The 22,587-nt window shown below is 34.2% G+C and carries 17 protein-coding genes and 1 tRNA gene; 13 read left to right on the top strand and 5 right to left on the bottom strand.

Going from position 1 to position 22,587, the window contains the following annotated elements; translation table 11 throughout:
* Window positions 1–246 precede the first annotated feature (246 nt).
* The 6 genes from ACJAZK_RS10595 (at window position 247) to ACJAZK_RS10570 (ending at window position 6,797) form a co-directional block, all read left to right on the top strand.
* Window positions 247–1,905 (top strand): T9SS type A sorting domain-containing protein, encoded by a 1,659-nt coding sequence (locus ACJAZK_RS10595; RefSeq protein ID WP_415223933.1) that lies wholly within the window; start codon window positions 247–249, stop codon window positions 1,903–1,905.
* A 239-nt stretch (window positions 1,906–2,144) separates the two neighbouring features.
* Window positions 2,145–4,340, top strand: coding sequence for a ribonuclease R (gene rnr, locus ACJAZK_RS10590; RefSeq protein ID WP_415223932.1), 2,196 nt, complete (start codon window positions 2,145–2,147; stop codon window positions 4,338–4,340).
* Between the two features lie 213 nt (window positions 4,341–4,553).
* Complete coding sequence (locus ACJAZK_RS10585; protein WP_415223931.1) at window positions 4,554–4,877, top strand: YbjQ family protein; 324 nt, start codon at window positions 4,554–4,556, stop codon at window positions 4,875–4,877.
* 141 nt (window positions 4,878–5,018) lie between these two features.
* The gene (locus ACJAZK_RS10580; protein WP_415223930.1) at window positions 5,019–5,693 is read left to right on the top strand and encodes a head GIN domain-containing protein; all 675 of its coding nucleotides are present in this window, start codon (window positions 5,019–5,021) and stop codon (window positions 5,691–5,693) included.
* 66 nt (window positions 5,694–5,759) lie between these two features.
* On the top strand, window positions 5,760–6,434 hold the full coding sequence (locus tag ACJAZK_RS10575) for a LysE family translocator (RefSeq protein ID WP_415223929.1): 675 nt from the start codon (window positions 5,760–5,762) through the stop codon (window positions 6,432–6,434).
* A 12-nt stretch (window positions 6,435–6,446) separates the two neighbouring features.
* Entirely contained in the window at window positions 6,447–6,797 is a 351-nt protein-coding gene (locus ACJAZK_RS10570; RefSeq protein WP_415223928.1) for a ribose-5-phosphate isomerase, read from the top strand.
* A gap of 262 nt (window positions 6,798–7,059) precedes the next feature.
* On the opposite strand, the gene ACJAZK_RS10565 is transcribed toward ACJAZK_RS10570, so the two are convergent.
* Window positions 7,060–7,130, bottom strand: a tRNA-Cys gene (locus ACJAZK_RS10565).
* Between the two features lie 81 nt (window positions 7,131–7,211).
* Window positions 7,212–7,574, bottom strand: a complete 363-nt coding sequence (gene folB, locus ACJAZK_RS10560; RefSeq protein ID WP_415223927.1) for a dihydroneopterin aldolase — start codon at window positions 7,572–7,574, stop codon at window positions 7,212–7,214.
* Between the two features lie 112 nt (window positions 7,575–7,686).
* On the opposite strand from folB, the gene ACJAZK_RS10555 reads away from it, so the two are divergent.
* The 3 genes from ACJAZK_RS10555 to ACJAZK_RS10545 all read left to right on the top strand — a co-directional run bounded on the left by ACJAZK_RS10555 (window position 7,687) and on the right by ACJAZK_RS10545 (window position 11,638).
* The gene (locus tag ACJAZK_RS10555) at window positions 7,687–9,687 is read left to right on the top strand and encodes a glutamine--tRNA ligase/YqeY domain fusion protein (protein ID WP_415223926.1); all 2,001 of its coding nucleotides are present in this window, start codon (window positions 7,687–7,689) and stop codon (window positions 9,685–9,687) included.
* 250 nt (window positions 9,688–9,937) lie between these two features.
* A complete protein-coding gene (locus tag ACJAZK_RS10550; protein WP_415223925.1) occupies window positions 9,938–10,417 on the top strand; it encodes a DUF1761 domain-containing protein in 480 nt (159 codons plus the stop codon).
* A 63-nt stretch (window positions 10,418–10,480) separates the two neighbouring features.
* Complete coding sequence (locus ACJAZK_RS10545) at window positions 10,481–11,638, top strand: GNAT family N-acetyltransferase (protein WP_415223924.1); 1,158 nt, start codon at window positions 10,481–10,483, stop codon at window positions 11,636–11,638.
* Window positions 11,639–11,689: 51 nt separating this feature from the next.
* Here ACJAZK_RS10545 and ACJAZK_RS10540 read toward each other — a convergent pair whose 3' ends face one another.
* Complete coding sequence (locus ACJAZK_RS10540) at window positions 11,690–12,607, bottom strand: SPFH domain-containing protein (RefSeq protein ID WP_415223923.1); 918 nt, start codon at window positions 12,605–12,607, stop codon at window positions 11,690–11,692.
* Window positions 12,608–12,683: 76 nt separating this feature from the next.
* On the opposite strand from ACJAZK_RS10540, the gene ACJAZK_RS10535 reads away from it, so the two are divergent.
* Window positions 12,684–13,364, top strand: coding sequence for a hypothetical protein (locus ACJAZK_RS10535; RefSeq protein ID WP_415223922.1), 681 nt, complete (start codon window positions 12,684–12,686; stop codon window positions 13,362–13,364).
* Window positions 13,365–13,817: 453 nt separating this feature from the next.
* Here the strand turns inward: ACJAZK_RS10535 and gltX are convergent, their stop codons facing one another.
* Window positions 13,818–15,329 carry a glutamate--tRNA ligase gene (gene gltX, locus ACJAZK_RS10530; protein WP_415223921.1) on the bottom strand — a complete coding sequence of 504 codons (1,512 nt, stop codon included), beginning with the start codon at window positions 15,327–15,329 and terminating at the stop codon, window positions 13,818–13,820.
* A gap of 46 nt (window positions 15,330–15,375) precedes the next feature.
* Entirely contained in the window at window positions 15,376–16,419 is a 1,044-nt protein-coding gene (locus tag ACJAZK_RS10525; RefSeq protein WP_415223920.1) for an alkane 1-monooxygenase, read from the bottom strand.
* 120 nt (window positions 16,420–16,539) lie between these two features.
* Here ACJAZK_RS10525 and ACJAZK_RS10520 point away from each other — a divergent pair, with 120 nt between their 5' ends.
* From ACJAZK_RS10520 to mnmG, 3 genes are all read left to right on the top strand, one after another.
* Window positions 16,540–20,013 (top strand): DUF4175 family protein, encoded by a 3,474-nt coding sequence (locus ACJAZK_RS10520; protein WP_415223919.1) that lies wholly within the window; start codon window positions 16,540–16,542, stop codon window positions 20,011–20,013.
* Entirely contained in the window at window positions 20,006–20,419 is a 414-nt protein-coding gene (ybeY, locus tag ACJAZK_RS10515; RefSeq protein ID WP_415223918.1) for an rRNA maturation RNase YbeY, read from the top strand. Before ACJAZK_RS10520 ends, ybeY begins: the two co-directional genes overlap by 8 nt.
* Window positions 20,420–20,588: 169 nt before the next feature.
* Entirely contained in the window at window positions 20,589–22,460 is a 1,872-nt protein-coding gene (mnmG, locus tag ACJAZK_RS10510) for a tRNA uridine-5-carboxymethylaminomethyl(34) synthesis enzyme MnmG (RefSeq protein ID WP_415223917.1), read from the top strand.
* Window positions 22,461–22,587 lie beyond the last annotated feature (127 nt).

Here is a 22,587-nt window from a genome sequence, read left to right as displayed (position 1 = left end):
AATTTAGCTTTAAAATGAGGACTTTAAATGTAAAGTTAATGTTAACTATATATTAAGTAATTGTGATAAGTCACATATCAAAGTAAAGTCTAATAAAGTTATAGCCACTATTAACACACTATAATAACCACCATTGTTTTTTAAAATTTTAAAAGAAAAATGATGTTATGTATATATATGTTGATAAGTGTGGAAATTTGAAGCTAAATTAAAGGAATACTTATATTTGTAGGAAAATATATAGTTATGAAAAAAATTACTTTACTTTTATTATTGTTACCTTTTTTAGGCTTGAGTCAGGTTCAAATTGGGCAGGATATATTAGGATTATCTGAATCACATCAATTAGGTGCTGATGTAAGTATTTCTGATAATGGAAATATTATAGCAATTGGTGTGCCGGGTGATGATCCAAATGGTAATGCATCTGGTAGTGTAAAAGTATTTAGTAATATTAATGGAGATTGGATACAAATAGGAGAAAATATAAATGGTGAATCTGAATCTGATTTTTTTGGTTTAGCTTTAGATTTATCTTCAGATGGAAGTATTTTAGCTATTGGAGCTCATTTTAATGGAGATTCAGGTAATGTTAGAATTTTTGAAAACCAATCAGGAGTTTGGACTCAAATAGGACAAGATATTGATGGTGAAAGTATTGGGGATCAATCTGGTTGGAGTGTAAGTATTTCAAGTGATGGAACGATTGTAGCTATTGGAGCTCCTGAAAACTTTAATGGTGGATCTGCAGGACATGTTAGAATTTATGAAAATCAATCAGGAGTTTGGACTCAAATAGGTCAAGATATAGATGGAGAAGCGAATGGTGATAAATCTGGTAGGAGTGTAAGTTTATCTTTAGATGGTAATATTGTAGCTATTGGAGCTTCAAATAATGATGAAAATGGATTTCATTCAGGACATGTTAGAATTTATGAAAATCAATCAGGTGTTTGGACTCAAATAGGTCAAGATCTTGATGGTTATGCTCAAAATGATAATTTTGGTAGGAGTGTAAGTTTATCTTCAGATGGTTATACTGTTGCTATAGGATCTAGATTAAGTAGTAGTCCTCCATTTAGTGGTTATGCTAAAGTGTATAAATTACAAGACAATAGTTGGATTCAAGTGGGACTTGATCTTAATGGTGATGGAGTTTCAGATCATTTTGGTTGGGATATTAAATTATCTTCTAATGGAAATTTATTAGCGGTAAGTGCCTTTCTTAATGATAGTAATGGTTCTGATTCTGGGCAAATTAAAATATTTTATTTTAATTCAATAAATTGGATTCAAGTTGGTGATGATATTCTTGGTGAAGATATTGGAGTTGCTTTAGGGTATAGTATAGATATGACCTCAGATGGAAATTCTATTATTACTGGTACACCTTTTTTTGATGGAAATGTATTAAATGCTGGATTAGCTAGAGTTTTTAGTATAGCTTCAGAACTAGCAATAATAGAAGTAGTAGATGACATTCAAGGTAATCTTAACGGTATTAACGTCACAGCAACTCAATTAAACAGTATCAACGGTGTTTCAGGAGCAATAGAAGGTGTTAATTATACAACAGCTTTAGATAATGGTACATTTGTAGATGAAAACAATCCTACAACTTCAGAGATACAAGCTATTATTGATCAAGTAAATGATGCTTTAAGTCTTAATGAAAATGATGTATTTAATTTCAAAATCTACCCAAACCCAACAAAAACTCAATTCACAATCCAATTAGACCCTTCAGTTCAACTAGAAAAAGTTTCTATTTATAATACCTTAGGTCAAGTGGTTTTAACTTCCGAAGAAAACACAATAAACACCTCAAAATTATCAAGTGGTTCTTACATTGTTGATATACTAACTAACAAAGGTAAAAGCTCTAAAAAACTGATTATAGAATAGTTTAATATTCAAAACAAAATACTTAAAAGACCTGTTAACTTAACAGGTCTTTTTCATTAACTTAACACTCTCTATACATCATTAAATAATTAAACCGTAGATTTGCAGAAACTTAATACTTCCATTACCGGTTTCACAATCTATAAGTAAAGTGAAAACGTTAACTCTTCTCTATAAGTATTAAGTATAAAAACGATAAGATTCCGTGTTTCAAAGGAATTATAATGATTACAATTTAAATGACAAATAAGAAAAAAAGGAAACCTTCACATAACAAGATTTCTAACCTTACAAATACAATTCTAAGTATTTTAAAAAAAGATAGAAACCAAACTTTCAACCATAAACAAATTGCTGCTAAACTTGGTGTTAATGATGCCAGTAGTAGAAATCAAATTATAAAGAAACTTCAAGAGCTTAAGGCTAAAAACGAGATTGAAGAAATTGATCGTGGAAAATTTAAAGCTATTGTTAATACAGAGTATCATACAGGTCGTGTAGATATGGCGTCCAGGGGTTCTGGATATATTATATGTGATGACTTTGAAGATGATGTTTATATTTCTTCAAACAATATGAACAAAGCACTTCATGGTGATGAGGTAGAATTTTACGCCTACAAACGCAAAAATCGCGGTAAGAAGGAAGGTGAAGTCACTAATATCATTAAGCGCGCAAAAACGGAATATGTTGGTGTTATCCAAATTAACGAAAAAAAGAATTTCGCTTTTGTAGTCGTTGATAGTAACAAAATGTACAAAGATATTTTTGTGCCTATCAATAAAATAAATAAAGCCGAAGAAGGTGATAAAGTGTTAGTATCTCTTGAGGAATGGCCAGAAAAAGCCGATTCTCCTTCTGGTAAAGTCCTTAAAGTTTTAGGTAAACCAGGAGAACACAATACCGAAATTCACGCCATTCTTGCAGAATACGGTCTACCATTAGAATTCCCGCACGAAGTTGAGGAGTTTGCTAATAAAATTGATACTTCAATTACTAAAGAAGAAATTACAAAACGTCGTGATATGCGACAAGATTTAACCTTTACTATAGATCCAAAGGATGCAAAAGATTTTGATGATGCATTATCGTTTAAAGTATTAGATAATGGTTTATACGAAATAGGAATCCACATTGCAGATGTATCACACTATTTAAAAGAGGGAACCATTTTAGATGACGAGGCTTACGAACGTGCAACTTCAGTATATTTAGTAGATAGAGTCGTACCAATGCTTCCAGAAATTTTATCAAATGGAGCTTGTTCATTGCGTCCACACGAAGAGAAGTATACGTTTTCTGCAGTGTTTAAATTGAACGATAAAGCTCAAATTAAAGACCAATGGTTTGGTAGAACAGTCACCTATTCTGATGCTCGTTTTGCATATGAAGAAGCACAGGCTATAATAGAAACTAAATCTAATGATATCCCTAAAGAAGTTGCCTTAACAGGTAAAGCATATAAAGCAAATCAAGCTGTAGCAGATGCTGTTTTAAAAATGGATGAACTCGCTAAAATTATGCGTAATAAACGTATGAGTTCTGGAGCTATTTCGTTTGATAAAGTGGAAGTTAAATTTAATTTAGACGACCAATCAAATCCAGTTGGAGTTTACTTTAAAACGAGTAAAGATGCTAATAAACTGATTGAAGAGTTTATGTTATTAGCTAACAAAAAAGTAGGTGAATTTATAGGGAAACAAAAGAAAACTTTTGTGTATCGAGTTCATGATGAGCCCAAAGATGAAAAACTGGCAACACTTCAAAATGTGGTTGGACGTTTTGGATATAAGCTAGATTTTAAAGATAGAAAAAGCGTGTCGTCATCATTAAATAATTTATTGAAAGAGGTGAACGGTAAAAAAGAACAAAACCTAGTAGATACATTAACGATTCGAACTATGAGTAAGGCTGAATATTCCACAAAGAATATTGGTCATTATGGTTTAGCATTTGACTATTACAGTCACTTTACTTCACCTATTCGTCGGTATCCAGATGTGATGGCACACCGTTTATTACAACAGTATTTAGATGGCGAAAAATCCGTAAATCAAGATGCTTATGAAGACAAATGTAACCATTGCAGTAACATGGAAAATCTAGCGACAAAAGCTGAAAGGGATTCAATTAAATACATGCAAATTCGTTTTATGGAAGATCATAAAAACGAAAACTTTGTAGGGGTGATTTCTGGTGTGACAGATTGGGGAATTTACATAGAAATTATTGAGAATAAGTGTGAAGGTATGGTCAGTGTTCGTGATATGAAAGACGATCACTATCAGTTTGACGAAGATCATTACGCACTCATTGGTAAAAATTCAAAAACGATGTATCAATTGGGTGATGAGGTCGTTGTAAAAGTTAAAAATACAGACTTAGTTAAAAAGCATTTAGACTTTACCTTGATAGGTAAACATATTGAAGAGTAATCATTTTGGCGTTACCTAAAGGTCAGGCTGTTCGTTATATCTTTTGGTAAAAAAACAAAAGGATGCCACTGCCATCCTTAACGCATATGGTGAAAATTTAAATTATTTATAGTTAAAATTAATAAACGTGATGTTGAATTTGATTCTGCATCACGTATTTTTATATCTGTAACATTTCCGAAGAAAATAACACCAATAACAAAACCGTTGATCATGATACTAACCACAACAAATTCTATAGAGGGATTTAAAATTATAGAATATAAAGGCATTGTAACTGGTATTGCTTACGATTCTAGCTATAAGCACAAAGGCACGAAAATGTCTTTTAAAGACATGTTTAATACCAGTAAATATTACGAAAGTTATGCTGAGGGCTTAGAAGAAATTAAGGAAAAAGCATTTCGTAAACTTCAAGAGAATGCTAAAGCTTTAAATGCAAATGCAGTGGTAGGTATTAAAATAGATATAGAACCACTAGCAAATTCTTATACTTTGATTGTCTCTATAACAGGAACTGCTGTGACTGTAGCTTAGCTAATAATTCATTAATTAAGCTCGTAATAAATCCTAAAATTTGTGTCTAAGAAATACATTCTTTTTTAGAACTGTAACAATTTGTTTTGGGAGTCATCTTTAATATAGAATTATACATAAATACACTAAAATATATTTAAAATGAAAACTTTTATAACTGCTACATTTTTACTTATCACAACCTTGCTAACTGCCCAAAACCCCAAAGAAATAGGCGTTGGAGAGTTTAATGAAGTTAAAGTTTATGATTTAATTGTTGTAAACCTGATCAAATCAAACGAAGCAAAAGTTGTAATTACGGGAGACGATATTGAAGATGTTGAGCTCATTAATAATGATGGAAAGCTTAAAATTCGTATGAAATTCGATAAAACATTCAACGGTACGAATACATTCGTTGCAGTGTATTACACTAGTATTGATATTATTGATGGAAATGAAGGAGCCTTTATCTCGTCAAATGAACTTATAGAGCAAAACCAAATAGAACTTCGTGCCCAAGAAGGTGCACAGTTAAAAATTGGTTTAGATGTAGACCAAGTTACTATTAAAGCAGTTTCTGGTGGTATTATAGAAACTAGAGGTAAAGCGATATCACAAAATATTACACTTAACACAGGAGGTATTTATGAGGGTAAATCATTTGAAACCCAAAATACGACGGTTAATATTAGAGCAGCTGGAGAGGCAGATGTCTACGCTTCAAAAACGGTGGATGCTAAAGTTATTGCTGGTGGTGATGTTTATATCTACGGAAATCCCGAGAACGTGAAAGAAAAAACGACTTTAGGAGGTAGAATTAAACGTGTTAATTAAACAGAAAATCAACACAGTGAGTACCATACTTTTTTATTAGATTTGTAGGAAAGCTACTTGTTAACTATGTTTGATGATATTTTGGCAGCTATTCCTTTTGGGATAATCCTTGCGTTTACTATAGGCCCAGTATTTTTTGTACTGCTAGAGACCAGCGCTACCAAAGGATTCAAAAGTGCACTCATTTTTGATTTTGGTGTGATGTTAGCCGATATTGTATTTATTCTTTTGGCTTTTTACAGTACTAATAAATTAGTCGACAAGCTTAAAGATGATCCTAATTTTATCGTTTTTGGAGGTGTTTTATTAGTCACTTATGGAACAATTTCCTTTATAAAAACATCTAAATCGTTTAGATCAATCGTTAAAGAGTATCATAAAGTTGAAATTCAGAAAAACGCCTTTGGAAAGCTTTTTATTAAAGGATTCCTTCTTAATTTCATAAACATTGGAGTTTTAATTGGATGGCTTGGATTTATCGTTATTGGAAGCACCATCACAGAGTCTAAAAATGGAGTTGAAGTATTTATAGCGACTATGTTAACCGTTTATTTTTTAACAGACCTACTAAAAATTGCAGCAGCAAAACGATTGAGAAACAAACTTACACCACGACTTATTTTTAAAACTAAAAAAATAGTGGCACTAGCTATTTTAGGGTTTGGAATACTATTGTTGGTACAAGGCTTTTTTCCGAAGGGAAAAGAACGACTCCAAGAGGAAATTGAGCACCGTTTATAAAACGTCTAAACGATGGCAAAAACTGAATATCGCATTTATGTTGTAGAATTATCCAAAAGAGTATTCACAGAAAACAGAAAGTTTAGAGAAGCTAATCCCCAATTTAATGGTGTTTTGGAGTGTCTCTATGTTGGTATGACTAGTAAAACGCCAAAAGAGCGTTTTTTGCAACATAAAACAGGTCATAGAAATAAGAAGGGTTATAAGATATCTGCAAACATTGTAGAACAATATGGTTCTTATTTAAGACCAAGTCTTTATAACCATATTGATCCAATGACTACGAGAGCAGAGGCGCTTAAAATGGAGGAGACGTTGGCTTTGGAGCTGAGAAGACAACGTTATGCGGTTTGGTTTAATTAACAAATTCCTGGGAAGTTAGCGATCTTAATTAAGTGAGTAATTACCTAATTATCAGATTTAACTTTATAGGCGACGCTCAAGTGTTACTCTGTAGAGATGATAAGTGATAAATTTTAAATAACAAAAAAGGGTTTTAGAAGGTAACTTATTTTGAGTTGTTGAACGTCTCGAAAATTCGGTAGAACTGCGATACTAACTTACTATACGTTTTCTTAAAATTTAAAACATAAAAAAACCCTCAACGTAAGTTGAAGGTTTTTTGAGGTGTCGAGCGGATTCGAACCGCTGTAGATGGTGTTGCAGACCATTGCCTAGCCACTCGGCCACGACACCTGTTTTCCTTTTTAAAGGCATCCCGTTATTTCTAGCGAGTTGGCAAATTTATAAAAAATTACCGTTTAATAACAGAAACCCTTACTTTTTTCGTCTTTCGGTCATTTTTATTGTGACGCTTTCAACGTCTCCACCTATTGGAGGATTTAATTTACTAACACTGACAGTTGCTTTTTTTACTAATTTTTCTTCGGAAAAGATTCGTGTCAACATACGTTTTGCAACCGTTTCTAGGAGTTTTGAGGGTTTAGACATTTCTTCTTTTGCTATTTTATTTAGCAATACATAATCTACGGTATCGCTTAATTTGTCTGTTTTTGCCGACGTTTTTAAATCTGCTTTAACCTCAATATCTACACGGTAGTCACTACCAATTTTTGTTTCTTCTTTTAAACAGCCGTGATGTGCAAAAACTCTTATATTTTCAACTTTTATTATTCCCAAAACGTTTTATTTTATTACAAAGATATAACGCAATTATCAATTATACATCGTATCGATATTCAATGTTGAATTGATATTATATTTAATAACTTTGTCTATTATTTCAAAACATATGTCTGAAGAAACAAAAGCGCTCAATTTTATAGAGCACATTATAGAAGAGGATTTGCAAAACGGCTTATCAAAGGATAAACTTCGTTTCCGCTTTCCGCCAGAGCCTAATGGTTATTTACACATTGGCCATACAAAGGCTATTGGGATTAGTTTTGGTTTGGGTGAAACCTATAATGCACCAGTAAATCTTCGTTTTGATGATACTAACCCTGCAAAAGAAGAACAAGAATATGTCGATGCGATCAAGCATGATATAGAATGGTTGGGTTATAAATGGGCAAATGAGCTCTATTCTTCAGATTATTTTCAAACGCTTTATGATTGGGCGGTTCAATTGATAAAAGAAGGTAAAGCATATATAGATTCTCAGTCTAGCGAAGCCATGTCAGCACAAAAAGGGACACCGACCCAACCAGGAGTTGATGGTCCATATCGCAATAGATCTGTAGAAGAAAATTTGGACTTATTCCAAAAAATGAAAGCGGGAGAATTTGACGAAGGTGCACATATTTTACGTGCAAAGATTGATATGCAGCATGTTAATATGCATATGCGTGATCCTTTGATGTATCGTGTTTTGAAGAAGCATCACCATAGGACAGGAAATGATTGGTGTATTTATCCAATGTATGACTGGACGCATGGAGAAAGCGATTATATCGAACAAATCTCACACAGTTTGTGTTCTTTGGAGTTTAAGCCTCATAGAGAGCTTTACGACTGGTTTAAGGAACATGTGTATGGTTATGCAGCAGAGAAACTACCAATGCAACCAAAACAGCGTGAATTTGCACGTTTAAACTTGAGTTACACGATTATGAGTAAGCGCAAGTTACTCAAATTAGTAGAACAAGAATTGGTTTCTGGATGGGACGATCCAAGAATGCCTACAATTTCAGGCTTAAGACGACGTGGTTACACACCAAATTCTATTCGTACATTTATAGAAAAGGTCGGTGTTGCCAAGCGTGAAAACGTGATTGATGTATCGTTATTAGAATTCTGTATTCGTGAAGATTTAAATTACACAGCACCTAGAATAATGGCTGTTTTGGATCCGATAAAAGTGGTGATTACTAATTACCCAAACGACAAAGTAGAATGGCTTGAGGCAGAAAATAATCAAGAAGATGACAGCGCAGGTTTTAGAAAAGTACCGTTTTCTAAAACGCTTTATATCGAAAAAGCAGATTTTAAAGAAGAAGCAAGTAATCAATTTTTTAGACTTAAGCTAGGCGGTGAAGTAAGACTTAAAAACGCCTATATCATAAAAGCAGAAAGTGTCGTTAAAGACGCAGAAGGACACATCACAGAAGTCCATTGTACCTATACAACAGATACCGAAAAGAAAGTCAAAGGCACACTGCATTGGGTCTCCATCCAACATGCTATAAAGGCAGAGGTAAGAGAATATGATCGTTTGTTTATGGATGAAGCTCCAGACAGTCATCAAGATAGAGATTTTATGGAGTTTATAAATCCAAATTCACTTAAAATTATTGACGCTTTTGTAGAACCAAGTGTCTTAGAAGCTCAAGTTGGTGATCGTTTCCAGTTTCAACGCTTAGGCTATTTTAATGTGGATAACGACTCGAAAGCAGAACATTTGGTGTTTAACAAAATTGTGGGTTTAAGAGACTCTTGGGAGAAACAAAAACCGAAGCCACAGCAGAATAATAAACCGCAACAAGCACAGCACAAACGACCCGCTATTGAGGTGATCAAGCAACTCGGTAAAAAATACACCAATGTACCAGAAGAAAAACAGTTAATGTCTAAAGCAGAAATTATAAAACTTGCTGAAGAGGTGACTTACGAGGATTTACAGCCTTTATTTAACACAGCAGCTAAAAAAGCAGGAACGCGAATTGCAACGATGATTGCATTAAGTGTGTTGTTAAAAAACGGACAAGAACGCAACTCAGATATCGAGGAGTTTATAATAAAGGCAAAAGATGATAAAAATGAGCTTTTAGTGGCGGAAGCTAACGCTATTTAAGCGTATTCGTAGGTACACTAAAAACCTTAAAGACAATCACTTTGAGGTTTTTTTGTACATTTATAGAACTTTTGTTAGCTTTTGTTTCATACCTAAAAGTTTAGATTTTGTGTTGTAATGAGATTTTTTTTACAAACGTAGCATGACTACGGTTTTTACAAAAAGCAAGATTAGGGTGCAAAATAGAAATTTTGCAGGCGAAAGAAAAGGCTAAGGAGAGTTCATTAACTAACTTTAATCAATTTATATCATGGATTTTAATTATTTAGCAATTGTTGTTGCCGCAGTAGTACCTGTTGTTTTAGGTTTTATTTGGTATAACCCAAAAGTATTTGGAGTGGCTTGGATGCGAGCAGCAGAAATGACAGAGGCCAAAATTAAAGGAGGCAATATGGCCATAATATTTAGCGTGTCCTTAGTCTTATCAGTCATGCTAGCTTTTTTTACAAATTATTTAGTGATTCACGAATTTGGAGTTTACGGTTTGACCGGAGGCCATCTGGATGCAGCAACCACTCAAGCTTTTCTTGATGAGTTTGAAGGTACATGGCGTACTTATAAACATGGCGCTTTACATGGCGCAATGGCAGGTATAATGTTTGCGTTACCAGTAATTGGAATAAATGCCTTATTTGAACGTAAAAATTTTAAATATATCCTGATAAATGCTGGCTACTGGACTATTTGCTTAACAATTATGGGTAGCATTATCTCTGGATGGATTGCATAAAATTTAATCATTTAACACTTTTTAAAGGCTTAAAATTATATTTTTAGCCTTTATTTTTTTGCATTGATACACTACAAACTATACAATTCTGTAAACGATTTACCTGAGTCTTGGGATGCGCTTCCTAGTCAAGACCTTTTTTTAAAACGTCCGTTTTTAAAAGCGCTAGAAAATTCTAGCCCAAGTAATATATCCACCTATTTTCTCGGTGTTTTTTCTTCGGAAATTTTAGTGGGTATTGTCATTATTCAGCGGGTTGAAATGTATGTTGATGATGTTTTTAGAAAAACGTCGAATCCCTTTTTTAAACGCTGCGGAAAAGTGCTCATTTCCAAAATTGTAAAAGGCAATGCACTTATCGTTGGTAATTTAATGCATACAGGACAGCACGGATTGTACTTTAATTCAGAATACATAACACAAGATGAGTTTTTAGATATGATTTCAGAAGGTTTAAAAGTCTTATCAAAACAAATCAAAACTAGGCATAATAAAAAAATACGCATTATTGGTTTTAAGGACTATTTTGAAGATGACGTGATTCATAGGAGTCAGGCCTTTTTCCGAAGAGAAAAATTATACAAAGCACAAGTGCAACCCAATATGATTTTTGAGGTTAACACGAATTGGAAGACACCTCAAGACTACGTCTCTACTTTTAATAAAAAATATCGTAGACGCTATAAAACAGCACTAAAAAAGAGCGATGCTATTCAACGCAAAGAACTCTTTCTTGACGAGGTATTATCGCTTAGCGGTCAATTATATGAATTATATGAGACCGTGTCTGATAACGCAGGAATTAACTCATTCAAATTACATGAAACCCATTTTTATAATTTAAAAATGGAGCTTAAAGAAGACTTTAAATTGTTTGGCTATTTTATAGATCATCAGCTCGTAGGCTTCTGTACTCTAATTTTAAATCACAGCAAGTTAGAGACTTATTTTTTAGGTTATAATCAAGCGCTACAGCACCAACATCAAATGTATCTCAATATGTTATTTGATATGGCTTCATTTGGGATTGAACACCAATATAAACAGGTTATTTTTGCAAGAACAGCTATGGAAATTAAGAGTTCTGTTGGTGCAAAACCACATCATATGTCGTTGTATTTAAAACACACTAATAATGTGATTGCAAATGCTATTTTAAAGGCTGTTGTAAAATATGCTAATCCAGTTAGAGATTGGGATGAACGACATCCATTTTCATAAAAAAAGCTTCGAAATTAATTCGAAGCTTTTCTTTTATATAAAGATAAATCGTTACTTATTTTTAGCATTTTTCATAGCCTCACCAATTTGATTACTAGCCGTAAAACTAGCAACCATATCATTAAGCATTTGACTTCCTGCTTGAGGAGAGTTTGGCATTAAAATTAAGTTGCTATTCGTGTGTTGACCAATAGATTGAAGTGTATCGTAATGTTGCGTTACAACAATAAGGGCAGAGGCTTCTTGAGAATTAATCCCCACTTTGTTTAAAACCTCAACAGATTCTTCAAGACCACGAGCAATTTCACGACGTTGATCTGCAATACCTTGACCTTGTAAACGTTTACTTTCTGCTTCGGCTTTTGCTTTTTCCACAATGAGAATACGAGCAGCATCTCCTTCAAACTGTGCAGCGGTTTTTTCTCTATCTGCAGCATTAATTCTATTCATTGCTTCTTTTACTTGAGCATCTGGATCAATATCGGTTACTAAGGTTTTGATGATATCAAAACCATATTCTGACATCGCTTCATTGAGTTCAGCCTTTACAGCTAACGCGATATCATCTTTTTTAACAAAGACATCATCTAGTTTCATTTTTGGCACTTCAGCACGAACCACATCGAAAACATACGATGTAATTTGTTCATGAGGATAATCTAATTGATAGAAAGCATCATACACTTTATCTTTGATAACGCGGTATTGTACAGATACTTTTAAACGCACAAAGACATCATCTAAAGTTTTTGTTTCGATCATGACATCCAATTGTTGGATTTTTAAACTTAATTTCCCTGCGATTTTATCAACCAATGGGATTTTTAATTGTAATCCAGATTGTCTAATAACTTGAAACTTACCAAAGCGCTCGACAATAGCAGCAGTTTTTTGTTTGACAACAAAGAAGGACGAAACCAATATGAATAAAGCGAAAAAGATAATCGGGATATAAATGAAACTTTCCATAGATTTTTTTTAATAGTTAGATAAAATAATGAATTACTAAAATAAGTTATATTTGTTTAATTCACACCCCGAAATCATGCAAATAAAACAGTTTCTCTTATTAATAGCCTTTTTTTTAGGCTTTGTTGCAGTTTCTGTAGCACAGCATAAACGATACACCATAAAAAATGGGATAGGTTTAATTGGAGGTTTAACTCAATACGATATTACAACAGATAATTTCACAACCAAAAGTGGTACTGGCTTTATTGGCGGAATGGTTGCAACTGTAGATATTCCTCATAAATGGTATACGGTAAGTTATGGGTTTCAATTTTCTCAAAACTCTTTGGAGATTACAGGGCGACCAAGTTTAACAACGATAACTCAAGAGCCTATAGAATATGATATTAAAATGGCACAAGTATCGTTTTTGCTTCATGTGAAATTAGTTTCTGATTATTTGACTTTGGATGTGGGTCCGCAATTACAATATAACAGTGGATTGGAGTTAAAAGAGGACAACCAGAGTAATTTCATCATTCAAGGTTACGATAATTTGTTTGCAGAAGATCTTAGTAACATTTCAAACTTTAACGCTAATGGTGTTATTGGCGCTTCCGCAGGTATCGGGAATTTTAAACTCCGAGCAGCTTATAGTTACGGATTTACAAATATTTTAGGAAAGTTAAACGACCAGGATTTTAATCTAAATAATGCAGACCGTTTTGAAGGGAATCAAAGCATGTTATCCTTTGCTTTGATGATCACTTTCTAACACATTCCTGCGAAAGCAGAATTCTTGTTTAAAACAGAAAACAGGTTTAATCAAATTCAATAATGTCGTCAGATTTATTAAAGATTTGTTGGTGGAAAACACCAACAAAGGCAATATAACCAACAAAATTCAACATTGGCAAAATGGCAGTCTGAGCGCAGTCGAAGACTCAATAAATGGTCCATTTACAAAAGCACTTCGATGTGCTAAGCAAGGTGTTTTCATTTCACTAGCGCTCAGTGTGAGACTCTAAAGATGTTAAACCTAACCCTGTGTCAAATACACATCAATTCTTCTCAGAACCGCTATTTAATTTATTAAAAACCAACAAAAACGAGTTTTGTCATCCAGAATGTGTTCCGATATTTATTGGATAACTAAAGACTCTCAAGGTTATAATTAAAGATGCTTCGCTAGGACTCTGAATGACATCGGTCTTTTTTTTTCTAAAGTTTATATCGAAGCAATCAAACTATCAATACGCTTCAACGTTTCCGTTTTTCCAATCATGTAAATAATATCAAAGACTTCTGGACCTTGTAAAGCTCCAACAAGGGATAGACGTAATGGCATCATCACTTTTCCGAAGCTAATCTCATTAGAGGTAATCCATTCTTTAACGGTACTTTGTACGTTTTCTGAAGTAAAATCATCTACACTATCAATAAGTGCTTTGATGGTAGTTAAAACATCAGTTGTATCGTCTTTAATCGATTTCTTAGTTGCTTTTTCATCATAAGATGAAGGCGCAGTAAAGAAGAAGTGACTCAAGTCCCAAAAATCACTAACAAATGTGGCACGCTCTTTCACTAAAGCGATAACCATTTCGATATATTGGTTATCAATGTCTTTCAATTCAGGTCTTAAATTTTTAAATGCAACCGCTAAACCATAATCATCCTGCTCCTGCATATAGTGGTGATTAAACCACTTAATTTTATCTGGATCAAAACGAGCTCCAGCCTTATTAACACGTTCTAATTCAAAAGCAGTAATCAATTCGTCTAGATTAAAAATCTCTTGTTCTGTTCCTGGATTCCAGCCTAAAAACGATAAGAAATTTATCATAGCGTCTGCAAAATAGCCTTCTTCTTTATAACCTTTAGACACCTCACCAGTTTTAGGATCTTTCCATTCTAAAGGAAACACAGGAAACCCTAATTTATCGCCATCACGCTTGCTTAATTTTCCTTTCCCTGTTGGTTTTAGAATTAATGGAAGGTGTGCAAACTCTGGAGCATCCCAACCAAAAGCATCATACAATTGATAGTGTAAAGCTAATGATGGTAACCACTCTTCACCTCGAATAACGTGAGAGATTTCCATTAAATGATCATCCACTATGTTCGCTAGGTGATAGGTTGGCATTCCGTCACTTTTAAATAAGACTTTATCATCTAAAACATTGGTGTCAATTTTTATATCACCACGAATACTATCTTTTAAACGAAGCGTTTCATCCTGAGGTGACTTAAATCGAATCACGTAGTCTTCACCAGCATCTAATTTTGCTTGAGTTTCATCTTCAGTTAGCGATAACGAATTACTCAATTTGAGTCTGTTATGCCAGTTGTAGATAAACGTTTTACCTTTTGCCTCATGGTCTTTTCTATGGAAATCTAAGGTTTCAGAGGAATCAAAAGCATAATAGGCATGCCCTTTTTCTATGAGCTCATCTGCATATTGCTTGTATAAATGTTTACGTTCACTTTGACGGTAAGGCCCAAATTTTTCGTTTTTTCCAGGACCTTCATCAAAAGGGATTCCACACCAATTTAAGGACTTCACAATATAATCCTCTGCACCTTCCACGTAACGATTTTGATCTGTGTCTTCTATACGAAGCACAAACGTACCCTTATGTTTTTTAGCAAATAGATAATTAAAAAGCGCTGTTCTAACGCCTCCAATATGTAAAGGTCCTGTTGGGCTTGGTGCAAAACGCACACGAACGGGTTTGGTCATGATTTTGAATTTATAACCGTAAAGATAAAACGATATTTAGAAATAGTTAAGCTAAAATCATTTCTTTAGGAACACGTTTATTCATAATCTTAAACCATAACGTAGGCACCATCGCTAAAACTACTGATGTTGGATACCCAAAAGGCATTTGCGGACTCTCCTCATGGCAATCTAAAACCTGATATTTCTTTGAAGATTTAAAATGATGATCGCTGTGACGTGTGAGTTCGTATAATACAATTCGTCCAATAATGTGATTAGAATTCCAGGAATGCATTTCTTTTACACGTTCGTATCTTCCCGATTTTGTTTTAAGACGTAACAATCCGTAATGTTCTATATAGTTAACAGATTCTAGCAGCAAAATTCCAATTATTGCAGACGAAACTGCAAATAACAATCCAATGTTTCCGAAGAAAGAAAAGACAACCACTAAATACCCAAATTGTAGCAAAACATACCAAAACATATCGTTTTTAGGGGAAAAGAAGCTTTTTTTGTTGTTTTTCAGCAAATTTTCTTGAATTTTCCATGCTTTCATATATTGTCTAAAAATAGAAGTCAACCAAAACGAGTAAACCGATTGATTATATCTCGCAGTTGCTGGATCTTCAGGAGTTGCTGCGTGTAAATGATGTCCGAAATTATGCTCGATATAAAAATGCATGTATTGTGAAGGCAAGAGTAACGCTTTACCAATGAAACGTTCATTTGTAGCTTGTCTATGTCCTAGTTCATGAGCAACATTGATTCCATTAACGCCCAAGACGATACCTACGGAAATGATCATACCAACCAATTCGTAGGTTTCAATTGGTGTGTTTGACACTTCATAAATTCCGAAGAAAACCAATCCGTAAACTATTGGTAAATTAAGATAGAGCAGCCAATCAAAGATTGTTTTTTTGAGCTTATGATCAATGGCTTCTGAAGATAAATTTTGAGTATCCACGGGGAAAATAAGTTCCAATAATGGAATGATGACGAATGCGTAAACAGGCGTGAGAAACACTAGCGAACTTTTAAAATATACACCAATAAAAGCAGCAAATGGGATTGAAAATGCAGCAAGATATTTTAGGTCTTTCATTGAATTTCGATTTTGAATAGGTCTTTAATTAAATACAGCTTCTCGAAATTAACAGAATCTTACCAATTTTAAGCAATTACACATAAAAATAAATTCTATATTAGTGAGTTATTTAAGGGTATGACAGGAAATTTTAAAAATATTCAAGGCAAATTAGAGCAATTTATCAAACGTTATTACACGAACGAATTGCTGAAAGGCGTGATTTTATTTTTCTCTATTGGGTTACTGTACCTCATAGGCACGTTACTTGTTGAATATTTTTTATGGCTGAGTCCAACAGCAAGAACCATTTTGTTTTGGGTATTTATTGCGGTCGAATTAGCCTTATTTGCTAAGTTGATCGTATTCCCAATAGCGAAATTGTTTAAACTCCAAAAAGGAATTGATTACGAAGACGCCTCTCAAATTATAGGGAATCATTTCCCTGAAGTGAATGATAAGTTGTTGAATGTCCTTCAACTTAATCAAAACAGTTCGCAATCTGAACTTTTAGAAGCCAGTATTGAGCAGAAGTCATTAGAATTAAGCCCGATCCCGTTCAAATTGGCAGTAAACTTCAGTAAAAACACTAAATATTTAAAGTACGCTGCGATCCCAATAGTTATTTTAGTACTGTCTTTAATAACCGGAAAGATTAATTGGTTTAGCGATAGTTACGAACGCGTTGTGAATTACAGTACTGCTTATGAGCCACCTGCACCTTTTCAGTTTTTTGTAGTTAATGAGAATTTGAAAGCGATAGAGAATAAGGATTTCAAAGTCAGAGTAAATACTGCTGGTGATATCATTCCGGAGAACGCACAAATCCATTTTAACGAGCAATCGTTTTTTATGCAGCAAACTGCTCCAGGACAATTTGAGTATGTGTTTTCACAACCTAAAGAAACGGTGGCTTTCAGTTTATCTGCTAATGATGTTGTATCTAAGAAGTATACTTTAGATATTATAAAGGTACCAACTTTGGTTAATTTTGATATGGTATTGGACTATCCTGAATACACCGAGAAGACAGATGAAGTATTGAAGAGTACAGGGAATTCTACAATTCCAGAAGGGACCAACGTGACCTGGAAGGTGACTACTAAATCTACAGATGAGGTGGTGTTTTATTCTAAAGACACGATTGCCTTTAAACCCATTTCCGAAGGAAAATTTGAAGCATCAAAACGTATGTATTCTAATACGGATTATAGTATTAGTACGAGTAACGCAGCATTAAAGGATTACGAGAATTTAGCATTTTCAATCAATGTTATTAAGGATAATTATCCTGAGATGAATGTAAAGATGGAAATCGATTCTTTAGACAACCAATCACTTTATTTTTTAGGTCAAGTCAGTGATGATTACGGTTTGAAAAAATTACAAATGGTGTATTATCCAAGTAAAAACCCACAAGACAAGTCTTACGAAGTGATGAACGTTTCAAAATCTAATTTTGATGAGTTTGTAAGTGCGTTTCCTAATCAGTTAAATCTTGAAGAGGGTATTGATTACGAGCTCTATTTTCAAGTGTTTGATAATGATGTGCTTCATAAGTATAAAAGCTCAAAAAGTTCGGTGTTTAGTTATAGAAAGTTAACTAAAGATGAAGAGGAACAAAAGCAATTAGAGGAACAAAACGAAACCATTAAAGACATAAGTAAAACGTTTGATAAGCTAGAAGAACAAGACAAGGAGCTTAAAGAGATTTCTAAAACCCAAAAAGAAAAGGAAGAGCTTAATTTTAATGATAAAAAGAAATTTGAGAACTTTATAAAACGTCAGAAAGAACAGGAGCAATTAATGAAAAACTTCAATAAAAAATTGAAGGAGAATATTGAAGAGTTTCAAAATGACGATAAAGAGAAAGACCAATTCAAAGAAGATTTACAAAAGCGTTTAGAAGAAAATGAAGAACAACTCAAAAAGGATGAAAAACTTTTGGACGAGTTGGAGAAGATGAAGGATAAAATTAATAAGGAAGAGTTTACCCAAAAATTAGAAGAGTTAGCAAAGCAGAATAAAAACAAGGAGAAAAGTTTAAAGCAGCTTCTAGAATTGACCAAGCGTTTTTATGTCGCAAAGAAGGCTGAGAAGTTGATGAAGGACTTAGAGAAATTGGCTGAAGAACAGGAGCAGCTTTCCGAAGAAAATAAAGAAAAAAACACGAAAGAGGAGCAAGAGAAACTCAATGAGAAGTTTAAGGATTTCCAGAAACAAATGGAAGCTCTCGATAAGGAAAATAAGGAACTTAAAAAACCAATGGACTTACCTCAGGACAAACCAACGGAGGAGTCTATAAAGCAGGATCAAAAGGAAGCGACTGAGGCTCTAGAGGAGCAAAAGGAGGAAGATAAACAAGAAGAGGGTGAGTCTCAGGAAAAGCAGGAGGAACAAGAGCCAAAGGAAAGTCCGCAAGGTCCGCAACAAAAAGCTAAAAAGAAACAAAAACAAGCCGCCAAGAAAATGAAAGAAATGACGCAACAGATGGCTCAAGCCATGTCAATGGGTGGTGGAGAACAAATGCAAGAGGATATCGATGTATTGCGTCAAATTTTAGATAATTTAGTTTTATTCTCTTTTGATCAAGAGTATTTGATGAACGATTTTAAAAAGATTGAAGTCAATCATAATGAATACGGTAAGTTTTTACGCAAACAAAATGACTTACGAGAGCATTTTGAGCATATTGATGATAGTTTATTTGCATTATCATTAAGACAGCCTGCTATTTCAGAGCAGGTGAATTCACAAATCACAGATGTCTTTTTTAACATTGATAAAACATTAGTCGAATTGTCTGAAAATCAATTATATCAAGGTGTTTCTTCACAGCAGTATACCATTACAGCGACCAATGAGTTAGCAAGTTTTTTGAGCGATGTACTTGATAATATGAATCAAGAGATGAACCCGTCTATGGGTCAAGGGCAAGGACAAGGAGAACAACTTCCAGATATTATTATGAGTCAAGAGGAGCTTAACAAAAAAATGGAAGACGGTATGAAGAAGGGTGAAGAAGGAAAAAAACCCAAAGAAGGTGATGACGGTAAAAGTGGAGAAGGTAAAGAAGGTGAAAAAGAAGGTGAAGATGGAAAGCCTAAAGGAGGAAAGGATGGTAAGAGTGGTAAAGAAGGCGATAAAAAAGGTGAGGGAGAAGGTAAAGAAGGCGAAGGTGAAGGCGATAGTGAAATACAAAACGGTGAGTTGTTTGAGATTTATCAAAGACAACAACAATTACGTCAGGCTTTAGAAAGGCGTTTAGAAAAAGACGGTGTTAAAGGAGGTCTTGGTCAAAAATTATTAAAAGATATGGAAGAGGTCGAGTTAGATCTAATTAACAAGGGATTTACAAATCAAACGCTTCAAAAAATGATGGAGTTACAACACCAGCTTTTAAAGCTGGAAAACGCGACGTTCATGCAGGGACAAGATAATAAACGTAAATCTGAAACAAATAATAAGGCTTATGATAACAGCGTTCCTAGCCAAATTCCAAAGGCCAAAGAATATTTTAATACTACTGAAATTTTAAATCGTCAAGCATTACCTTTGCAACAAGTTTATAAAAAGAAGGTTCAAGAATATTTTAAGAAAGTGAATGATTAGTTTTAACTACGAAACAGAGTTTAGATTAGACGAAGAGACGAAAGTTTCACAATGGATATCTAATGCAATTTTAAGCGAAAACCTAAAAGAGGGAGACATTAATTACATTTTTTGTGATGATGACTATTTGCATAAATTGAATGTTGAATTCTTAGATCATGATACCTTAACTGATATTATTAGTTTTGATTATTCCGTCGGAAAAGAGCTACATGGAGACATTTATATTTCTATTGAAAGAGTTGCTGATAACGCTAAAGATTATAAGGTAGACGTGTTGGATGAATTGAAGCGTGTCATGATTCATGGCATTCTACATTATTGCGGATTTAAGGATAAAACCGATGATGATGCGAAGCTCATGAGAGAAAAGGAAAACCACTACTTAAGTATTCTCAATTATTAGTTTAGTATTTCAATGTATATTTGCAGACTGGATTCTTGCGAAGGCAGGAATCTCATTGTAGAAAAGCACGCAGGTTTGTGCCAGATCCTAGCAATGAAAAGAGTTTAAATAAAGAGATTCCTGCCTTCGCGGGAGTGTGAATGTTCCACGTGGAACAATAGATAAAATTATGTTCAACGAAGTTTATGATGTCATAGTTGTTGGAGGAGGTCATGCAGGAAGTGAAGCTGCTGCATCTGCTGCCAATATGGGAAGTAAAACATTACTTATTACCATGAATTTACAAAACATTGCCCAAATGTCTTGTAATCCTGCAATGGGTGGAATAGCGAAAGGTCAGATCGTAAGAGAGATTGATGCGCTTGGAGGATATAGCGGTATCGTAAGTGATTCTTCTGCTATTCAGTTTAAGATGCTGAATAAATCTAAAGGCCCTGCAATGTGGAGCCCAAGAGTTCAAAGTGACAGAATGCGCTTTGCTGAAGATTGGCGATTGTTGCTTGAGCAAACGAAAAACTTAGATTTTTATCAAGATATGGTGTCTACATTAATTGTAGAGAATCATAAAGTGGTTGGCGTTAAAACGGCGTTGGGCTTAGAAATAAAAGCAAAGACGGTAGTTTTAACAAATGGGACATTTCTCAATGGCCTTATCCATATAGGAAATAAAAATTTTGGAGGGGGTAGAGCAGGAGAAAGAGCGGCAACAGGAATTACAGAACAACTTATCACTTTAGGGTTTGAGTCTGGTAGAATGAAAACGGGAACACCGCCAAGAGTAGACGGAAGATCTTTGGATTATTCTAAAATGGTGGAACAACCCGGAGATGCACAGCCCGAAAAATTTTCGTATTTAGAATCTATAAAACCTTTAAAGGAACAGCGTTCTTGTCATATGACATATACGAGCCCTGAGGTTCATGACTTATTGCGTGAAGGTTTTGATCGTTCACCAATGTTTAACGGCAGAATACAAAGTACAGGACCTAGGTATTGTCCGTCAATAGAAGACAAAATAAATAGATTTGCCGATAAAGACAGGCATCAAATGTTTGTAGAGCCCGAAGGTTGGAATACTGTAGAAGTCTATGTAAATGGGTTCTCTACATCATTGCCTGAAGATGTTCAGTTTAAAGCGCTGCGATCTGTAGTTGGTTTTGAAAAGGTGAAGTTCTTTAGACCTGGATATGCTATTGAGTATGATTATTTCCCACCAACACAATTAAAGCATACTTTAGAAACTAAATTAGTTGACGGGTTGTTTTTTGCTGGTCAAATTAATGGAACTACAGGTTATGAAGAGGCCGCTTCTCAAGGTTTAATGGCAGGAATTAACGCCGCTTTACAAGTGCAGGAAAAAGAAGCGTTTATATTAAAACGTAATGAGGCATATATAGGTGTTTTGGTAGATGACCTTATCACAAAAGGAACTGATGAGCCGTATAGAATGTTTACATCACGTGCAGAATACAGAACGTTATTACGTCAGGATAATGCAGACTTTAGATTAACACCCAAAGGTTATGATTTAGGATTGGCTAGTGAAACGCGTTTAAGAAGAATGGAAAAGAAGCAATCAGAGTCTGATAATTTTGTGAACTTTTTTAGAGATACAAGTGTGAAGCCTGAGGATGCCAATCCTGTTTTAGAATCTAAAAATTCAGCATTGGTGAAACAATCAGATAAGATGTTTAAGTTGTATTCACGACCAAATATTACATCTGACGATATGCGACGTTTTGATGTTGTGGAGCAATATATTCAGAAGCATGATTTAGATAGAGAGGTTATCGAGCAGGCAGAGGTACAGATTAAATATTCTGGTTATATTGAAAAAGAAAAAAATAATGCAGATAAGTTAACCAGGTTAGAGGATGTGAAAATCCCATCTAGTTTTGATTATACGAAATTGAAATCTATGAGTACCGAGGCGATTCAAAAGTTAACTAAAATTCAACCAGTAACTATTTCACAGGCGTCAAGAATTAGCGGAGTGTCACCAGCAGATGTCTCTGTGTTGTTGGTTTATTTGGGACGCTAGTTGCGATGAATTGAGTTGTTAATCGCAATAATTTTGGTAGACAGGTTTTGCTTAAGCTAAAAGATGCCGTATAAAAAACGGGACTCCTGCTTTTATACGAATGAGATGTTTCACGTGGAACATAGAT

Source organism: Psychroserpens sp. (genome assembly GCF_047633235.1).
GTDB lineage: Bacteria > Bacteroidota > Bacteroidia > Flavobacteriales > Flavobacteriaceae > Psychroserpens.
Note: the sequence above shows the minus strand (reverse complement) of the source record. Positions and strands in the feature narration are given on the sequence as shown.